The following is an 18,028-nucleotide window of genomic DNA, read 5'->3' as shown; positions in this document are numbered from 1 at the left end:
ATTATTTCTCATTCTAGCAACAAGATTCCATATCTTGTCCAAATAAGTCTATCATTTCATTTCCTTCTAATCTATATATCGCATAGCCAACATTTCCATTTTTTGATCCTGAAACTATTACTTCCATTTCATCCTTGTCATCTATATTTTTAAAGCTTATTTGCTGATCATCTATAGGAGCTGGAATTGGCTCTGTAAGTATATATTCATCACCTTTACTCGCTACAACTGTCATCTGATTTGAATTTTTATTTACATAGTAAATTACAAGTAAATCATCTTTTCCATCATTATTCATATCTTGTTGAGCATATGTAATTATTTCTTCATCGTGATTTTTTTTAAATATATCCATAAGTTCTTTATCTGCTTTTTTTTCAGCAACTGCTCCACCATGTATATCTATTTCTGATTCCTGCTTTTGTTTTTCTTCATAATTATTAGATAAAACTAAGGCAACACCAGCTAATATTGCAATCGCTATCCCGATTATTATCTTTTTATTACGCATGTAATTTTAAACCTTCTTTCAATTTTGGTAGTATTGCTTTTATCCCTAAAAGTATTATTAATACTGTACATATATAGCTAAACCAATCAGGTATAGTTAACATTAAATTATTTGCAATCTGTATTGATGTACCTGTAGAATTTAAATTTGCTATTGTTTGTTCTCCTGCTAATAGAAGATTTGTTATATAACCAACTATCATAGAAGATATTACAAGCGTACAAGAATATATAAGTACAGCTCTCTTTCCTATAACCTTTGTTATACTTATAAGTTCTGGTAAGTTAGTTGCTGCACCAGCTATTAAAAATGTTATAGCTATCCCAGGTGCTGCACCACTTGCAATTAATGCTGCTATAAATGGTATATGACCAACAGCACAAACATACATTACACATGCTAATACAGAAACACTCCATAATGAAAGCATCCCTGGATTTCCTAAATATTTCTGAATTATGCTGCTTGGAAATACTGTTGTTATAAATCCTGCACAAAGCATACCAAGTATTACATATTTACTAACAGTAAGTGCTAAATCGTCAAAAGACCATTTTAATCCTTCTTTCATCTTTTCCCAGAAGGTTCTTTTTTCTTCCTCTAATTCAATCATTTCAACCTGTTCTTCCTCTGTATACATAGAAACCTCATCTTTACTAATTGTGTTTCCAAGTATACCTACTATAAACGGTATAGTAAATCCAGATATTATATATATTATTGTTATATTTGGACCTAAAAGACCTAAACATAATACAACAGCAATTGGATTTATTATTGGCGTCGATGTCATAAATGCTAAAACAGGTCCAAGATATGCACCAGAATAGTACATACTTATTCCTAAAGGTATAACCCCACAACTACATATTGGTAAAAACATACCAGAAATAGTAGCCTTTAATATAGATGATAACTTTTTATTTCCTAAATGTTTTTGGAATTTTTTTGGTGAAAGTACATTGTGAAGCACTCCAGCAAGTATAAAGCTTACTATCAACCATCCAGAAGCACCATTTAATGTTATTATGGCCGATACTATAGTATCTTTTACTCCATTAAATATTACGTTTAATATCTCCATTCTTCTCCCCTATTCTTTAATTATTCTCCTCAATTGCATCTAAAATTGCTTTTTCTATTTTAGCTTTATTCAAACTATCATATTTTTTCTTTTGATTTATTATCAAAGTTCCTTTTGTAATCATTCCGTATTTTCTTATATATGAAAAATCTTTTCCCGCTCTATAAAGTTTTACGTCTATTTTGTCTGAGTATTTTTCCCCCATACTCTCTACAAACACACTGTGTTCATCACATGTTGGTCAAGTATTTATAAATTCTACAAGTATTTTTTCGCTCAATTTTATACCTCCTATATGATATTCATACTCATCAATCAATAAATTAAATCTATAGTTTTTTACTATTTAATTATTTTTGATTATAGTTTTTATGAATTTTCCATGAATATTTTACTTCATGTAATTTTTATATTCAATATATATAGATATTTCCTATTACAATTTTATTGATATAGTTTTTTTAAATAATTATTTTATTGGAATATTTATTGCTAAAAAAAAGAATCCTCCAAATATTTTTAAATATTCAAAGAATTCTTTGATTTATATATTATTTATATTATTAATTATTTTTCTTTTTTTAAATCTAATTTAGTATTCTATAAATCGTCTTGATCAAAAGTATCTCTAAGACTTTTGCCAGGAGCGACCATAGGAAATACTTTATCATCTTCCTGTATCATACATTCAATAACAAAAATACCGTTATATGAATCTGCTTCTAAAAGAGCTTTTTCTAATTCATCCATTTTTGTAACTCTTACTGCTTTACAACCAAGTCCTTCTGCAACTTTACAAAAATCAACTTGATCGTCAAGGACTGTATCAGAATATCTTCCTTCATAGAAAAATGTCTGCCACTGTCGAACCATACCAAGTACTTTATTATTAAGTATAACCTGTATTATTGGAACATTATATCTTGAAGCTGTTGCCAGCTCATTCATATTCATTCTAAAGCATCCATCTCCTGCTATATTTACAACTGTTGACTTTGGATTTCCATATTTTGCACCTATTGATGCACCTAAGCCATATCCCATTGTCCCAAGACCTCCACTACTTATGAATTGTCTTGGTTTTTTGTAATGGAAATACTGTGCTGCCCACATCTGATGCTGGCCAACATCAGTACATATTATTGTATCATCACCCAGACATTCTTCTATTTTTTCTATTACATACGGCCCTGTAAGAATATCTTTATTGTATTTCATTGGATATTTATTTTTTAGAGTTTTTATTTCTTCCATCCACTCTGTGTTACATTGTTTTTTCAACATAAGGTTAAGTTTTTTTAGTATATATTTTGCATCCCCAGTTATACCTAGGTCTACATGTATATTTTTATTTATTTCTGCCTCGTCTATATCTATCTGTATTATATTTGCATTAGATGCAAATGTGCTTGCATTGCCAATTACTCTATCGCTGAATCTAGTTCCTATTGCTATAAGCAAATCGCATCTTGATACACCTAAATTACTTGCTTTTGTTCCATGCATCCCTAGCATTCCAGTATATCTTTCACTATTTCCGTCAAATCCACCTTTTCCCATAAGAGAATCTGCAACAGGTGCATCTATTATTTCAGCAAATCTTTTGAGTTCATCCGTTGCATTAGATGCTTTTATTCCTCCTCCAACAAATATAAATGGTTTTTTACTTTCTTCTATAAGTTCAACTGCCTTTTCAAGACTTTCTTGATAGTTTTTATCGTCATCTAAACTTGTTTCTCTATTTAAGGTTATATTTATTTCTTCTTTTTCATATTCACCATATCCTGCTGTTACATCCTTTGTTATATCTACAAGTACAGGACCTGGTCTTCCTTCTCTCGCTATTTTAAAGGCCTTTCTTATTGTAGGAGCAAGATCTTCTATTTTTTTTACTATAAAGTTATGCTTTGTTATTGGCATTGTAATTCCTGTAATATCTATTTCTTGAAAACTATCCCTTCCAAGAAGTGGAAGTGTTACATTTGCAGTTATTGCAACTATAGGAATTGAATCCATCTGTGCAGTTGCAATACCTGTTACAAGATTTGTTGCACCAGGTCCACTTGTCGCCATGCATACACCTACTTTTCCAGTAGCTCTTGCATATCCGTCTGCAGCATGAGATGCCCCTTGTTCATGTGATGTAAGTATTGACTGTATTTTATCCTTATATTTATATAAACTATCGTATATTTCAAGTATTGCCCCACCAGGATATCCAAATACCGTGTCAACTCCCTGTTCTAAAAGGCATTCCATTACCATGTCTGCTCCTTTAAGCCTCATTATATTTCACCGTCCTTTTTATTTAACTTTAAGGACTGCACCTGTATTTGCCGAAGTAACCATTGAAGCATATTTTTTTAAATATCCACTTACATTCGGAACTTTTGGTACAAAATCCTTTCTTCTTTCTTCAAGTTCTTCATCTGAAACTAGAAGCTGTATACTGTTGTTTTCTATATCTATATCTATCATATCTCCATCTTTTACAAATGCTATTGTTCCACCAAGAGCTGCCTCAGGTGAAACGTGTCCTATAGATGCACCTCTTGTAGCTCCTGAAAATCTTCCATCAGTTATAAGAGCTACATCTTTATCAAGTCCCATACCAGCTATTTCTGATGTAGGAGAAAGCATTTCTCTCATTCCTGGACCTCCTTTTGGTCCTTCATATCTTATTACTACAACATCACCAGATTTTATTTTTCCTGCCCTTATTGCTTCTATTGCACTTTCCTCACCATCAAATACCCTTGCAGGACCTTTATGTTTCATCATTTCAGGTGCAACCGCTGATTTTTTTACAACACAGCTATCTGGAGCAAGATTTCCTTTTAATACAGCTATTCCACCTGTTTTGCTGTATGGATTTTCAACTGGTCTGATTATATCTGTATCTAGATTTTCGCATCCTTTTATATTTTCTCCTACATTAAATCCTGTAACTGTCATACATTCTTTATCAAGTACTCCAAGCTTATCTAGTTCATTCATTACTGCATATACTCCACCAGCTTCATTTAAATCTTCTATAAAAGTATCTCCTGCTGGTGCAAGATGACAAAGGTTAGGAGTTTTCCGACTTATTTCATTAGCTATTTCAAGATTAAGATCAACTCCTGCTTCATATGCTATTGCTGGAAGGTGAAGCATAGAATTTGTAGAACATCCTAAAGCCATATCTACCGTCATCGCATTTCTAAACGCACTTTCTGTCATTATATCCGATGGTTTTATATCTTTTTCGACAAGCTCCATTATTTTCATACCGGCATGTTTTGCAAGTCTTATTCTTTCACTATATACTGCTGGTATTGTTCCATTTCCTTTAAGTCCCATTCCAAGAGCCTCTGTTAAGCAATTCATTGAATTTGCAGTATACATTCCTGAACAAGAACCACATGTAGGGCATGCTTTTTCTTCAAATTCTTTTAGTTTATCAAGGCTCATTTTCCCTGCGTTGTACTCACCTACAGCTTCAAAAAGAGTTGATAAACAAGTTTTCTTTCCATCAAGTTTTCTTCCTGCAAGCATTGGACCTCCACTTACAAATATTGTCGGTATATCTAATCTTGCTGCTGCCATAAGAAGCCCAGGAACATTTTTATCACAGTTTGGAATCATTACAAGTCCATCAAACTGATGTGCTCTTGCAAGACACTCAGTACTATCACATACTAGTTCTCTTGTAACAAGTGAATATCTCATTCCTGTATGGTTCATAGCTATTCCGTCACATACAGCTATTGCAGGAACTTCAACAGGAGTTCCTCCTGCCATATATATTCCTTTCTTTACAGCTTCAGCTATTTTGTCAAGGTTCATATGTCCTGGAACTATTTCATTATATGAATTAACTACACCTATTATCGGTCTATTTAGTTCCTCTTCTGTCATACCAAGGGCATTAAAAAGAGATCTATGAGGAGCTCTTTCAACTCCCTTTTTTACATTATTACTTTTCATATTTTCCTCCTATATTCTGTCAGCTATCAGTTCACTCATTTTTGAACAAGATACTTCTTTCTTACCTTCTGACATTATATCTACTGTTCTATATCCATCTTCAAGGACTTTTTTAACAGCATTTTCAATTGAATTAGCTTCAGCTATCATATCAAATGAATATCTAAGCATCATTGCTGCTGAAAGTATTGTAGCAATCGGGTTCGCTATATCTTTTCCAGCTATATCTGGAGCACTACCATGACTTGGTTCATACATTCCAAAACTATCATCTCTAAGTGAAGCACTCGAAAGCATACCTATTGAGCCAGTTATCATACTAGCTTCATCACTTAAAATATCGCCAAACATATTCTCTGTAAGTATTACGTCAAATTGTTTTGGATTTTTTATAAGCTGCATTGCACAATTATCAACTAGCATGTGCTCAAGTTCAACATCAGGATATTCCTTAGAAACTTCTTCAACAACCTTTCTCCATAATCTAGATGTATCTATGACATTTGCTTTGTCTACACTTGTGACCTTTTTATTCCTTTTTCTTGCTATATCAAATGCTCTTATCGCAATTCTTCTTATTTCCGATTCACTATACACAAGGTTATCATGTGCTACATATTCTCCATTTTTCAGTACTGTTTCTCTTTCTCCAAAGTATAGACCTCCTGTCAACTCTCTCATAATAACCATATCAAAGCCATCTTCCACGATTTCTTCTTTTAATGGACAGGCATCTTTTAGCTCATCATAAAGATATGATGGTCTAAGATTTGCAAATAAGTTTAGACTTTTTCTTAGTTTTAAAAGTCCAGCTTCTGGTCTAAGAAATGATTCCAGTTTATACCATGGCGATACAGATGCATCTCCACCTATAGCTCCAAGAAGTATTGCATCACAACTTGCTGCCTTAGAAAGAAATTCATCTGTCAGAGGTTTTCCGTATACATTTATAGATGCTCCTCCCATAAGAACATCTTCATATATAAATTTATGCCCATACTTTTCAGAAATAGCATCTATTACTTTTAATGCTCCATCTACTATTTCCGGACCTATACCATCTCCCCTGATAACAGCAATCTTCCTTTCCATAATATCTTATCCTTCCTTTTTATTATTTACATAGTTTACAAGCCCGTTTTCCTTTATCATTTTTTGAAGAAATTCAGGAAATACCTGCGCCTTGTAACATTTATCCTTTGTTTTGTTGTATATAATTCCTTTGTCAAAATCTATCTCTACATTATTTCCTTCGTCGATATCTTTTGCCGCCTCTTCGCATTCAAGTATTGCAAATCCTATGTTTATTGAGTTTCTGTAAAATATTCTTGCAAATGATTCCGCTATTACACATGATATTCCAGATGTTTTAAGTGCTAGAGGTGCGTGTTCTCTAGATGAGCCACATCCAAAGTTTTTACCAGCTACCATTATATCCCCTTTTTCAACTCTTTCTACAAATGTAGGGTCTATATCCGCCATAGCGTGTTTTGCCAGTTCCTGCGCATCAAATGAATTAAGGTATCTAGCAGGTATTATTACATCAGTATCGACATTATCTCCGTATTTAAGAACTTTTCCATTCGCTTTCATTTTACTCTGCCACCTTTCTTGGATCTGCTATGTATCCACATATTGCACTTGCTGCAGCTACCTCAGGAGAAGCAAGATATATTAGTGACTCTGTGTCCCCCATTCTTCCAACAAAATTTCTATTTGTTGTAGATACACATTTTTCACCTTTTGCCATAACTCCCATGTGACCTCCCATGCAAGGACCACAGCTTGGAGTATTAAAAGCACATCCTGCATCTATAAAAATATCCGCTATACCTTCCTTCATACACTCTTTAAATATTTTTTGAGTCGCTGGTACAACCATTACCCTTACATGATTTGCGACTTTTTTGCCCTTCATTATTTCTGCGGCTTTTTTAAGGTCGCTTAATCTTCCATTTGTACAAGAACCTATTACAACCTGATCTATCATTATTTTTTCATTTTCATTTATTTCATCTATTGTATGTGCATTTCCAGGAAGATGTGGAAATGCTACTGTAGGTACTATCTCAGAAAGATTTATTTCAATTACATCATCATACTCCGCATCATCATCCGCACAGAATTCTTTATATTTTTTGTCAGTATGATTGTCAAGATACTCTCTTGTTTTTTCATCAACAGGGAATATTCCATTTTTTGCTCCAGCTTCTATTGCCATATTACATATAGTAAATCTTTCGTCCATAGTAAGTTCAGATACACCCTCTCCTACAAACTCCATAGATTTATAAAGAGCTCCATCTACCCCTATCATTCCTATTATGTGAAGTATTACGTCTTTTCCGCCTACATAAGGATTAAGTTTACCTTTAAGAACAAATTTTATCGCTGATGGAACTTTAAACCATAACTCACCAGTAGCCATTGCAGTTGCTATATCTGTCGTTCCAACACCAGTAGAAAATGCTCCAAGCGCACCATAAGTACATGTATGTGAATCTGCACCAACTATACACTCTCCTGCTGCAACTATACCTCTTTCAGGAAGTATTGCATGTTCAACGCCACATTTTCCCTGCTCCATATGATGTGTAAGACATTGAGAAAGAGAAAATTCTCTTATCGCCTTTGAATTTTCTGCTGATTTTATATCTTTATTTGGAGTGAAATGGTCTGGTACAAGCACTACTTTATTTTTATCAAATACTTTTTCTGCCATCTGTTTAAATATAGGAAGTGCCATTGGACCAGTTATATCATTTGCCATAACCACATCAAGTTTAGCCTCTATAAGCTGCCCTGCCTTTACTTCTTCTAATCCAGCATGGTCTGCTAGTATTTTTTGCGTCATTGTCATAGACATTGTTTTTCCTCCTTTATAGGAAATTTCGGCAAGCATAATTTTATGCCTGCCGGAAATGTATATAATCTAATTAGTTATTTATTAATTTATCTTCATCTGACCAACTGTATAGGCTTCTTATTTCTTTTCCTACTTTTTCAGAATCATGTTCCTGAGCAAGTTTTCTCATAGCTTTGAAATGAGCCTGTCCTCCTGCTTCTGACATTTCAAGAAGGAATTCTCTTGCAAAGCTTCCATCCTGTATATCTTTTAATATTTTTTTCATCGAAGCTTTTGTTTCATCTGTTATTATTTTAGGACCAGTTACATAGTCTCCGTATTCAGCTGTGTTAGATATTGAGTATCTCATTCCTTCAAATCCAGACTGGTATATAAGGTCAACTATTAATTTCATTTCATGCACACATTCGAAATATGCATTTTCAGGGTCATATCCTGCTTCTACTAAAGTGTCATATCCTGCCTGCATTAGTGCACATATACCACCACATAATACAGCCTGTTCTCCAAATAAGTCTGTTTCTGTTTCTGTTTTAAATGTTGTTTCAAGAAGTCCTGCTCTTGCTCCACCTATAGCAGCTCCATATGCAAGTGCTAAATCTTTTGCATTTCCTGTAGCATCCTGTTCAACAGCTATAAGACAAGGAGTTCCTTTACCTGCACAATATTCGCTTCTTACAGTATGTCCTGGTGCTTTTGGTGCTATCATAGTAACATCTACACCTTCTGGAGGAACTATCTGTCCAAAATGTATATTAAATCCATGGGCAAACATAAGCATATTTCCTTTTTCAAGATTTGGTTCTATTTCATTTTTATAAAGTTTTGCCTGTAATTCATCATTTATAAGTATCATAACTATATCGGCTTTTTTAGCTGCTTCAGCAGATGTATATACTTCAAATCCCTGTTCTTCAGCTTTTTTCCATGATTTAGATCCTTCATAAAGACCAACTATTACTTTAACACCGCTATCTCTAAGATTTAGTGCATGTGCATGTCCCTGTGAACCATATCCTATTATTGCTACTGTTTTTCCTTCTAATAATTTCTGATTACATTCTTCTAAATAATATATTTTTGCCATTTTTAGCATCTCCTTTTTTTAGTCTTTTATCCTTTTTTAGTTTTAGTTTTTTAGTTTTTATGCTTTTGATTTTGTCTTTTTAGTTTTTACTTTATCCTCTTTTAATCGCTGATAAACCTGTTCTTACTATTTCCATAATTTCAAATTCTTCAAGAAGTTCTATAAGTCCATCAATTTTTAAACTATCACCTGTAACCTCTAGAGTCATAGATTCTTTTGATACATCTACTATTTTTGCCCTAAATATATCTGATACAGCTGAAATAGCCTGTCTTTTACTGTGATCAGCTTTTACTTTTATCATTACAAGTTCTCTTAAAACAGATTTCTCAGGATTAAGTATATTTACTTCTATGACATCTTCTAGTTTTTTAACTTGCTTTTCTATCTGTTCAAAGATTTGTGCTTCTCCCTGTGCAACAACTGTGAGCCTTGATAAACCTTTTTTCTCTGTTGGTCCAGCTGATATACTTAGAATACTGTATCCTCTTCTTGCAAATAATCCACTAATTCTTGTAAGAATACCTGCTCCATCGTTTACTAGTATAGATAAAACTAGTTTTTCCATATCCTACCCTTCTTTCTCTGATATTTTGTATAATCTATTCATTGCTGAAACCATAGCCATTATTGTTGCTGTAGTTATATTAGGATGTACTCCTACACCAAATTCATAACTTTCATTTTTTAGTGGTTTAAGTTTTATATAAGCAGCTGCCTTTGCTGATGATCCTGATGTAAGTGCGTGCTCACTGTAATCAAGAAGTTTTGTATCTATAAAATCATCACTCTTATTAAACGCATCTTTAACAGCGTCTATAGGACCATTTCCATAACCGACTATATTTTTAACTTTTCCATTTACTTCAACATTTAACTCAGCCTTTCTTTCAAACTCATTGTTTTCATCACTGATATCAAATATCTTGTATTTTTTTAACTTATATGGTTTTTCTATATTTATATACTCATCATCAAAATGTTCAAATACTTTTTCTGATGACACTTCTCCTTCTTTTTCACTAATTTTCTGTATAATTTTTGAAAAATCAATCCGTAACTGTTTTGGAACATTATACCCGTATATTGTATCAAGAACAAAGTATACTCCACCTTTTCCAGATTGAGAGTTTATTCTTACAATAGGTTCATACTGTCTATTTAAATCTGCTGGATCTATTGGAAGATATGGCACCTCCCAAATCTCTGATTTTCTTTCTTTATAGGCATGCATTCCTTTATTTATTGCATCCTGGTGACTTCCTGAGAAAGCTGTGAATACTAATTGTCCTCCATATGGATGTCTTGGTGGAACATCCATCTTTGTACATCTTTCATAAATCTCTTTAATCTTATTCATGTCAGAAAGCTCAAGCTTTGGATCAATTCCATGTGAGAAAAGATTAAGTGCAAGAGTTACAACATCCACATTTCCTGTTCTTTCTCCATTACCAAATAAAGTTGCTTCCACTCTATCAGCACCAGCAAGCAATGCCAATTCAGTAGAAGCAACTCCACAACCTCTGTCATTATGTGTATGAACACTCAATATGACTCTATCTCTATTTGAAAAGTTTTTGCACATCCATTCAATCTGATCTGCATAAACATTAGGTGTATCCATTTCGACGGTCGAAGGCAGATTTATTATAACTTTATTATTTTCATCTGCTCCCCATGTATCCATAACTGCCTCGCATACATCTAGTGCATAATCGACTTCTGTTCCTGTAAAACTCTCTGGAGAATACTCAAGAATTACCTTGCCGTCAAACTCTTCCGATAGAGTTTTTACAAGTTTAGTCCCTTCTACTGCTATTTCTTTTATTTCATCTTTATTTTTATTAAAAACTACATTTCTCTGAAGTATTGATGTTGAATTATATATATGAACTATGGCCTTATCCAAACCTTTAAGCGCATCAAAAGTTCTTCTTATGAGATGTTCTCTTGCCTGTGTAAGAACCTGAACTGTTACATCATCTGGTATGAGATTATCCTCAATAAGCAGTCTTAAAAAATCATATTCTATCTGTGAAGAAGATGGAAAACCAACTTCGATTTCTTTAAATCCAAGTTTTACTAATAGCTGAAACATCTCTACTTTTTCGTCTATATTCATAGGCGTAATCAGTGACTGGTTTCCATCGCGTAAATCAACAGAACACCATATTGGCGCTTTAGTTATTTCATTGTCCGGCCAAGTACGATCTTTTAGTTTTATTGTTTCAAATTTTTTATACTTGTTATAATTCATTTCTTCACCTCCATCTTGCATAAAGTATACATAATGCACTAATACTGTATACATCTTTTTCTTGCTTTATATAATATACTTTTCCGAAAATTTAGTCAATACTTTTTTCTGTTAAATTTTAATTTTCTGACAAATTTGTTTATTAATCTAACTCCCATTTTAGGCAAAAAAATAGAGGCTTATTACCCCTATTTCATTCCTCTTGCTGCATATATTAAATCTTCTACAGTTTCAAAATCTCCATATGTGAAGCCATCTTTTTTAAATGTAACCGCATAATCTTTATTAAAAACTAAAACTACTACATTCTGTCCTCTTCCCATCTTCTGTATCTTTCTATATTTTAATTCTGATTTTAATCCATTCTGATTATTTAATACTAAGTGATCTTTATAAAAGTCTATTTTTAATTTTATCTTGTCAGTACCATTTTCTTCTACAACTTTTTTAAAACTTTTTGATCCAAGTACGTTATAAGATATGAATAATTCCCATATAAGCATAACAAGTCCAAATATTGCAAATGCTAGTCCGTATGCAATAGCTCCTGTAAATGCACCATATCCACCTACAACAACTAATATTAAACTCAATATTATACTTACTGTTTTTATTTTTCTATTTGTAGAAAGTTTTACTGATTCTACATAATCTTCTTTTGTTATATAGCTAGTATTTCTAGCTTTTATTATTTCTGATTTTGCCAATTTTTACTCCTCCATCTATTACTATTTAGCCTCATTATTGTTAATTATAGGGATTAGTAAATCTTTTAAATCCTGAACTGTTCCCTCTTTAAATCCATCTTTTTTAATTATCATGACTACATCATTTCCTAGGATTATTACTAATTTATCCTTAGTTTCTCTCATCATATGCATATCAGCATATTTTAATTTTATCATTTTTGATCCACTTGTTATCATTTCTGCATGGTTATTGAAAAAGTTTACATTTTGAACCATTTCTTTACCGCCTTGAGCCTGTAATTTAGCTCTATACTGGCGTTTACCCATTTTAACTGGTAGATAATAGAATCTCCAAATAAGTATACCTATTGCAAGAAGTATAGAAGCTATTGCTGCAAAAGTTTTACCTTTATTTATTCCGTAAAATCCCATAGCTATTCCAAAGACACCAAAGAATAAACTCATTATAGAATAAAATTTTGGTATTCCAAATTTCATAACCTCTATCATATCTTTTTCGCTTATTTCATTTCTAGTTTTGATCGTCATATTTTCACCTCTTTTTGCGTAGTATAGTATATTATAACATAAAAAATCCCCGAATTTAAAAAAATCCGGGGATTCTATTAAACAATCTACAAATCAAATTTTAAATTAGAATAGTCCTGATATTACTCCGTTTTCATCAACATCTATTCTTTCTGCAGCTGGAGATTTTGGAAGTCCAGGCATTTTCATTATAGCACCAGTAAGAGCTACTATAAATCCTGCACCAGCTGATACAGTTAAATCTCTAACTGTTATTCTGAATCCTTCTGGTCTACCAAGTTTAGTCTGGTCATCAGTTAATGAGTACTGAGTTTTTGCCATACATATTGGTAATTTATTGAATCCTAATCTTTCAAATTTAGCTATTTCTTTTTCAGCTTCTTTAGTGAAATCTACACCATCAGCTCCGTATATTTTTGTTGCTATTGCGTTTATTTTTTCTTTTATTGATAGGTCTTCTTCGTAGCAGAACTGGAAGTTATTTTCTTCTTCGTCTATTAATCTTAAAACTTCTTTAGCTACTTCGATTCCACCTTCTCCACCTTTTGCCCAAACTTCAGATAATGCAACATTTACACCTAATTCTTTACATTTATCTTCTACTAATTTAAGCTCAGCTTCTGTATCCATTGGGAATCTATTTATAGCAACAACTGCTGGTAATCCAAATACTTTAGTTATGTTTTCTACGTGTTTTAATAAGTTTGGAAGACCTTTTTCAAGTGCTTCTAAGTTTTCTTCATTTAACTGCTCTTTAGCTACTCCACCATTGTATTTTAATGCTCTTATTGTAGCAACTATTATAACAGCATCTGGTTTTAAGTCAGCCATTCTACATTTTATATCTATGAATTTTTCAGCACCTAAGTCAGCACCGAATCCTGCTTCTGTTAATACGTAATCTGAGAAATGCATAGCCATTTTTGTAGCTATAACAGAGTTACATCCATGAGCTATATTAGCAAATGGTCCACCATGTACAAATGCTGGTGTTCCTTCTAATGTCTGAACTAAGTTTGGTTTTAATGCGTCTTTTAATAATGCAGCCATAGCTCCATTAGCTTTTAATTCTCTAGCTGTTACAGGTTCTCCATCGTAGTTATAAGCAACTATTATGTCACCTAATCTTTCTTTTAAGTCAGCTATATCATTTGCTAAACAGAAAGCAGCCATTACTTCTGAAGCAACTGTTATATCGAATCCATCTTCTCTTGTTACACCGTCTACTCTTCTTCCTAATCCGTCTACAACATTTCTAAGCTGTCTGTCATTCATGTCTACACATCTTCTCCAAGTTATGCTTCTTGTGTCTATATTAAGAGCATTTCCCTGATGTATGTGGTTATCAAGCATAGCAGCTAATAAGTTGTTTGCTGCTCCTATTGCGTGGAAGTCACCTGTGAAATGAAGGTTTATATCTTCCATTGGAACTACCTGTGCATATCCTCCACCTGCAGCTCCACCTTTTATACCGAAAACTGGTCCTAGTGATGGTTCTCTAAGAGCAACTAATGCATTTTTTCCTAATCTTGAGAATGCATCTGCAACACCTATTGTTGTAGTTGTTTTACCTTCTCCTGCTGGAGTAGGGTTTATTGCTGTTGCAAGTATTAATTTAGCTTTTTTCCCTGTATCTTTTTTTAATAAATTGTAGTCAACTTTTGCTTTATATTTTCCGTAAAGTTCTATATCGTCTTCTGAAAGACCAACTTTTTTAGCAACCTCTCTTATGTCTAAAGGTTTAGCTTCCTGTGCTATTTCGATATCAGATTTGAATCCCATGTTAATTCCCTCCAACTAATAATTTTGATTTTATAGATAAAAATATTTTTTTACGTCTTTATAATTAGATTATATTCAAAAACACGAATAATTTCAAGTATTTTTTTATAATCATTCTTATTATTATATTTAATCGCGTCTTTTTTATTATTGTTGTTCTATTTTGCAGCTATAGCTCCATATGCTATAGAGTATAGTTTTGACTCATGTGTATCAGCTCTTGAAACTAGTACAATTGGTGCTTTTGCTCCCATTATTATACCTGCAGACTTTGCATTTGCCATATATGTAAGTGCTTTACCTATTCCATTACCTGTTTCTATAGTTGGAACAAGTAGAATATCAGCATCTCCACCTACTTCACTTTCATATCCTTTTATTTTACATGCTTCTTTAGAAACAGCTAAGTCAAATGCTATTGGCCCTTCAACAACAACCCCATTTCCGAACATTCCATCCTTACACATAGATTTCAGTTCGTCTGCATCTAATGTTGCCTGCATTTTAGGATTTACTTTCTCCTTAGCTGCTAGACAAGCAACTTTTACATTTTCTATTCCTAGAGATTTTGCAGCTTTTATAGCATTATCTGCAATTTTCTTTTTCTGAGATACATCTGGATCTATATTCATTCCTCCATCAGTTAGTATCAAAAGTTTATGATAAGAAGGAACTTCATAAATCATAACATGACTTAGTAAGCTATCTGTTCTAAGTCCATATTCTTTATTTAATACTTCTTTTAATATTATAGAAGTATCTAACAGACCTTTCATAACGTAGTCAGCTTTACCAGATGATACCAATTTTACAGCTTTTTCAGCACATAGTTTTAAATCACTTTCATTTATGACTTCTACGTCACTTAAATCAAAATTAATTTCACTAGCTATTTTTCTAATCTTTTCTTCTTCACCGATAAGAATAGCTTTAATTATATTCATATCACAAGCATCTTTAACAGCTAGTAAAACTTCCTCATCATGTGCAGCAGCTACAGAAAGAACAGCTTTTTTATCACAAGATTTTAGCTCATCGAAAATATCGTCTAATTTTTTTATCATACTCCACCTCCAGATGTAATTTTTATAATAAATATTTTATCCTATATTCTCTCTTTTATCCTTAGATATTAAACACTCTATATACTGATGTTTTACTTCTTTTGCATCGAAATTAACTATTCTAAATACAATCCGCATAACAACTCCCATTCCAAATGCACTCAAAAGAGTTCCTACTCCAACAGGTCCTCCAAGGAAGTACCCTATAATTAATACTATTACCTCTATACAACTTCTTATAAGTCCAATAGGTTTTCCTGTTCTTCTATGGAATAAAAGCATCATACCATCTCTCGGCCCCGAACCCATTCCAGCACCTATATACCACCACATACATATAGAAAGCAGTGTAAGACCTATTATCACCATAGAAACACTCATTAAAAATCCATTAGTATGTGGAACAAAGTCCATATACATTATTAAATCTATGAACAATCCAAAGAATATCATATTTAAAACAGTTCCCCACCCAATATACTCTCCAGATATCTGGTCCAAAATTATAACCAACAGAGAAACCATAATAGATGCCTGACCTATAGTAATTCCAAACATTTCTGAAATACCTATATGCAACACATCCCATGGTGCAACTCCGATATTTGCATTTATCATAAATACCGTACCTGTAGCACCTATAAAAAATCCTGCAAACAATCTAATTAGTCTAAACAAACTCACTCTCTCACTCTTCTTAATCTTTTCCAAAATCTCGACCCTCTCCCTAAAAAAAATTCTACTAATATAAGTTTATAACTTTTTCATAAATAAGTAAATTACAAGAAAAAATATCACATAATTTATTTCTAAGACTCAAAAATGATTAAATATTTTCAAAACTTATAAATATTTCCTACTCTCATTATACAAAATGCTTGTTTGAGAGAATTAACAATAAATATAAATAAAAAATGAGAATAAAAAAATAACTATAACTCGTTGACTATCTGCAGGCGTAGGCTAAGCCGTATCTGAAGCCAGGAAACGAGTATAGTTATTTTTTATTCTCACGATTTTTATCTATATTTATTTAATTCTCTTAAACAAGCATTTGTAACCTCATCCATTGGATCAAGTTCATAAGCTCTTTCTATGTAATAAGCTGCATCATCCATATTTCCATTATTGAAATATGCCATTCCTAGATTACAAAGTATCTCTGGATCTTCTTTTCTAAGCTTAGCAGCCTTTTCAAAGTATTCTATAGCTCCTTCAAGATTGTATTTCTGAGCTTCTAAAAGTCCCATTTCAACAAGTGTATCCACCTGAGTTGGTCTTAACACTAGTATCTTTTCAAAGTATTTCTGGGCATTTTCAATATCAGCCATACCTTTATATCCAAGTGCTATCATAAATAATAAGTTCCACCAATCTGGGAATTCATCTTCTAATGGAAGAAGTTTTTCTAAACCTTCTTCGCATTTTCCAGAAAGAACTAGAGTATATCCTTCTTCATACTGAACTTTGTAGTCCATCTTACCTAAATTATCCTGAATTTCGGCTATTATATCATCATCTAAGTCTAATTTTAAAGCTTCTTCCCAAGTTAATTTAGATTTTATATACTGATCCTGGTTGTAATAATGGTAACCTAACTGATAGTAAGCTGGACCAAATTTTGGATCTATATTTATTATTCTTTCTAATTTATCAAGTGCATCAAGTAAAAAGTCATTTACCGCTTTTGCATCCTCGTCTTTTTTGTACTGTTCTGCTATCTGCTGACAAATTATAGCATAGTGATATAGTCCATTTACATCTTCTGGATATTTATTTACTAATGATTTCATATATATTAATGAATCTGTGTATTCACCTATTTCAAAGTATTTATTAGACATATATCCCATATATGCTTTTAAGTCTAAATCTAATCCTTTAGCAAGTGCTTCGATAAATTTATCATATTCTTCATTGTATTTAAATGTAGAATCTATCCCCATTATATAAATCATCGCGTCTGCTATAGACATAGAGTTTAAACTTTCCTGAGCAGTTTTGTCTTTTATTCCTTTTACAAGGACCTCATTTTTTATTGGAACATCAAGCCCTTCTGCAGGAATATCATATCCTTTTATCTTAAAATCTCCGTCTGCTTTCAGAGTTATAAAAGCAAGCTCATCTGTCTTTTTAAGAAGGTATTTTTCTATTTTATATTTCATATTTA

17 protein-coding genes are annotated in these 18,028 nt (G+C 32.5%); all 17 read right to left on the bottom strand.

Annotation, left to right across the window (positions count from 1 at the left end; translation table 11 throughout):
- Positions 1 to 13: 13 nt before the first annotated feature.
- The 17 genes from saoC to ACK2WN_RS04630 all read right to left on the bottom strand — a co-directional run bounded on the left by saoC (position 14) and on the right by ACK2WN_RS04630 (position 18,023).
- The gene (gene saoC, locus ACK2WN_RS04710) at positions 14 to 511 is read right to left on the bottom strand and encodes a Cys-Cys-COOH (seleno)protein SaoC (RefSeq protein ID WP_006440685.1); all 498 of its coding nucleotides are present in this window, start codon (positions 509 to 511) and stop codon (positions 14 to 16) included.
- The gene (gene saoE / locus ACK2WN_RS04705) at positions 504 to 1,595 is read right to left on the bottom strand and encodes an efflux transporter SaoE (protein ID WP_416154954.1); all 1,092 of its coding nucleotides are present in this window, start codon (positions 1,593 to 1,595) and stop codon (positions 504 to 506) included. The genes saoC and saoE overlap by 8 nt, the downstream gene beginning before the upstream one ends.
- Before the next feature lie 16 nt (positions 1,596 to 1,611).
- A complete protein-coding gene (gene saoT / locus ACK2WN_RS04700) occupies positions 1,612 to 1,881 on the bottom strand; it encodes a thioredoxin-like (seleno)protein SaoT (protein ID WP_242649227.1) in 270 nt (89 codons plus the stop codon).
- Between the two features lie 314 nt (positions 1,882 to 2,195).
- Complete coding sequence (gene ilvB / locus ACK2WN_RS04695; protein ID WP_416154953.1) at positions 2,196 to 3,881, bottom strand: biosynthetic-type acetolactate synthase large subunit; 1,686 nt, start codon at positions 3,879 to 3,881, stop codon at positions 2,196 to 2,198.
- Between the two features lie 18 nt (positions 3,882 to 3,899).
- Entirely contained in the window at positions 3,900 to 5,564 is a 1,665-nt protein-coding gene (ilvD, locus tag ACK2WN_RS04690) for a dihydroxy-acid dehydratase (RefSeq protein ID WP_416154952.1), read from the bottom strand.
- A 9-nt stretch (positions 5,565 to 5,573) separates the two neighbouring features.
- Positions 5,574 to 6,656: a 3-isopropylmalate dehydrogenase gene (gene leuB, locus ACK2WN_RS04685; RefSeq protein ID WP_416154951.1), complete on the bottom strand. Its 1,083-nt coding sequence runs from the start codon at positions 6,654 to 6,656 to the stop codon at positions 5,574 to 5,576.
- 6 nt (positions 6,657 to 6,662) lie between these two features.
- Positions 6,663 to 7,157 (bottom strand): 3-isopropylmalate dehydratase small subunit, encoded by a 495-nt coding sequence (gene leuD / locus ACK2WN_RS04680; RefSeq protein ID WP_300528264.1) that lies wholly within the window; start codon positions 7,155 to 7,157, stop codon positions 6,663 to 6,665.
- Between the two features lies 1 nt (position 7,158).
- Complete coding sequence (gene leuC / locus ACK2WN_RS04675) at positions 7,159 to 8,430, bottom strand: 3-isopropylmalate dehydratase large subunit (RefSeq protein ID WP_300528266.1); 1,272 nt, start codon at positions 8,428 to 8,430, stop codon at positions 7,159 to 7,161.
- Between the two features lie 70 nt (positions 8,431 to 8,500).
- Positions 8,501 to 9,517, bottom strand: a complete 1,017-nt coding sequence (ilvC, locus tag ACK2WN_RS04670) for a ketol-acid reductoisomerase (protein WP_300528268.1) — start codon at positions 9,515 to 9,517, stop codon at positions 8,501 to 8,503.
- A 91-nt stretch (positions 9,518 to 9,608) separates the two neighbouring features.
- On the bottom strand, positions 9,609 to 10,085 hold the full coding sequence (gene ilvN / locus ACK2WN_RS04665) for an acetolactate synthase small subunit (RefSeq protein ID WP_300528270.1): 477 nt from the start codon (positions 10,083 to 10,085) through the stop codon (positions 9,609 to 9,611).
- Positions 10,086 to 10,088: 3 nt separating this feature from the next.
- On the bottom strand, positions 10,089 to 11,774 hold the full coding sequence (gene leuA, locus ACK2WN_RS04660; protein ID WP_329999459.1) for a 2-isopropylmalate synthase: 1,686 nt from the start codon (positions 11,772 to 11,774) through the stop codon (positions 10,089 to 10,091).
- A 188-nt stretch (positions 11,775 to 11,962) separates the two neighbouring features.
- A complete protein-coding gene (locus tag ACK2WN_RS04655; RefSeq protein WP_118548608.1) occupies positions 11,963 to 12,481 on the bottom strand; it encodes a hypothetical protein in 519 nt (172 codons plus the stop codon).
- 21 nt (positions 12,482 to 12,502) lie between these two features.
- Entirely contained in the window at positions 12,503 to 13,012 is a 510-nt protein-coding gene (locus tag ACK2WN_RS04650; protein ID WP_300528278.1) for a YcxB family protein, read from the bottom strand.
- Between the two features lie 105 nt (positions 13,013 to 13,117).
- The gene (locus ACK2WN_RS04645) at positions 13,118 to 14,794 is read right to left on the bottom strand and encodes a formate--tetrahydrofolate ligase (RefSeq protein WP_416154950.1); all 1,677 of its coding nucleotides are present in this window, start codon (positions 14,792 to 14,794) and stop codon (positions 13,118 to 13,120) included.
- Between the two features lie 158 nt (positions 14,795 to 14,952).
- The gene (locus tag ACK2WN_RS04640) at positions 14,953 to 15,858 is read right to left on the bottom strand and encodes a bifunctional enoyl-CoA hydratase/phosphate acetyltransferase (RefSeq protein WP_416154949.1); all 906 of its coding nucleotides are present in this window, start codon (positions 15,856 to 15,858) and stop codon (positions 14,953 to 14,955) included.
- Positions 15,859 to 15,894: 36 nt separating this feature from the next.
- On the bottom strand, positions 15,895 to 16,569 hold the full coding sequence (locus tag ACK2WN_RS04635; RefSeq protein WP_329999454.1) for a hypothetical protein: 675 nt from the start codon (positions 16,567 to 16,569) through the stop codon (positions 15,895 to 15,897).
- 308 nt (positions 16,570 to 16,877) lie between these two features.
- Complete coding sequence (locus ACK2WN_RS04630) at positions 16,878 to 18,023, bottom strand: tetratricopeptide repeat protein (protein WP_300530865.1); 1,146 nt, start codon at positions 18,021 to 18,023, stop codon at positions 16,878 to 16,880.
- Positions 18,024 to 18,028 lie beyond the last annotated feature (5 nt).

The organism is Peptacetobacter sp. AB800 (genome assembly GCF_047807365.1).
Classification (GTDB): domain Bacteria; phylum Bacillota; class Clostridia; order Peptostreptococcales; family Peptostreptococcaceae; genus Peptacetobacter.
Note: the sequence above shows the minus strand (reverse complement) of the source record. Positions and strands in the feature narration are given on the sequence as shown.

Coding starts and splice junctions, on each gene's coding strand:
- leuD (WP_300528264.1), bottom strand. CDS start 7,157: ATGAAAGCGAATGGAAAAGTTCTTAAATACGGAGATAATGTCGATACT.
- ilvD (WP_416154952.1), bottom strand. CDS start 5,564: ATGAAAAGTAATAATGTAAAAAAGGGAGTTGAAAGAGCTCCTCATAGA.
- saoE (WP_416154954.1), bottom strand. CDS start 1,595: ATGGAGATATTAAACGTAATATTTAATGGAGTAAAAGATACTATAGTA.
- saoC (WP_006440685.1), bottom strand. CDS start 511: ATGCGTAATAAAAAGATAATAATCGGGATAGCGATTGCAATATTAGCT.
- ilvC (WP_300528268.1), bottom strand. CDS start 9,517: ATGGCAAAAATATATTATTTAGAAGAATGTAATCAGAAATTATTAGAA.
- leuC (WP_300528266.1), bottom strand. CDS start 8,430: ATGTCTATGACAATGACGCAAAAAATACTAGCAGACCATGCTGGATTA.
- ilvB (WP_416154953.1), bottom strand. CDS start 3,881: ATGAGGCTTAAAGGAGCAGACATGGTAATGGAATGCCTTTTAGAACAG.
- ilvN (WP_300528270.1), bottom strand. CDS start 10,085: ATGGAAAAACTAGTTTTATCTATACTAGTAAACGATGGAGCAGGTATT.
- leuB (WP_416154951.1), bottom strand. CDS start 6,656: ATGGAAAGGAAGATTGCTGTTATCAGGGGAGATGGTATAGGTCCGGAA.
- ACK2WN_RS04640 (WP_416154949.1), bottom strand. CDS start 15,858: ATGATAAAAAAATTAGACGATATTTTCGATGAGCTAAAATCTTGTGAT.
- ACK2WN_RS04630 (WP_300530865.1), bottom strand. CDS start 18,023: ATGAAATATAAAATAGAAAAATACCTTCTTAAAAAGACAGATGAGCTT.
- ACK2WN_RS04650 (WP_300528278.1), bottom strand. CDS start 13,012: ATGACGATCAAAACTAGAAATGAAATAAGCGAAAAAGATATGATAGAG.
- ACK2WN_RS04645 (WP_416154950.1), bottom strand. CDS start 14,794: ATGGGATTCAAATCTGATATCGAAATAGCACAGGAAGCTAAACCTTTA.
- leuA (WP_329999459.1), bottom strand. CDS start 11,774: ATGAATTATAACAAGTATAAAAAATTTGAAACAATAAAACTAAAAGAT.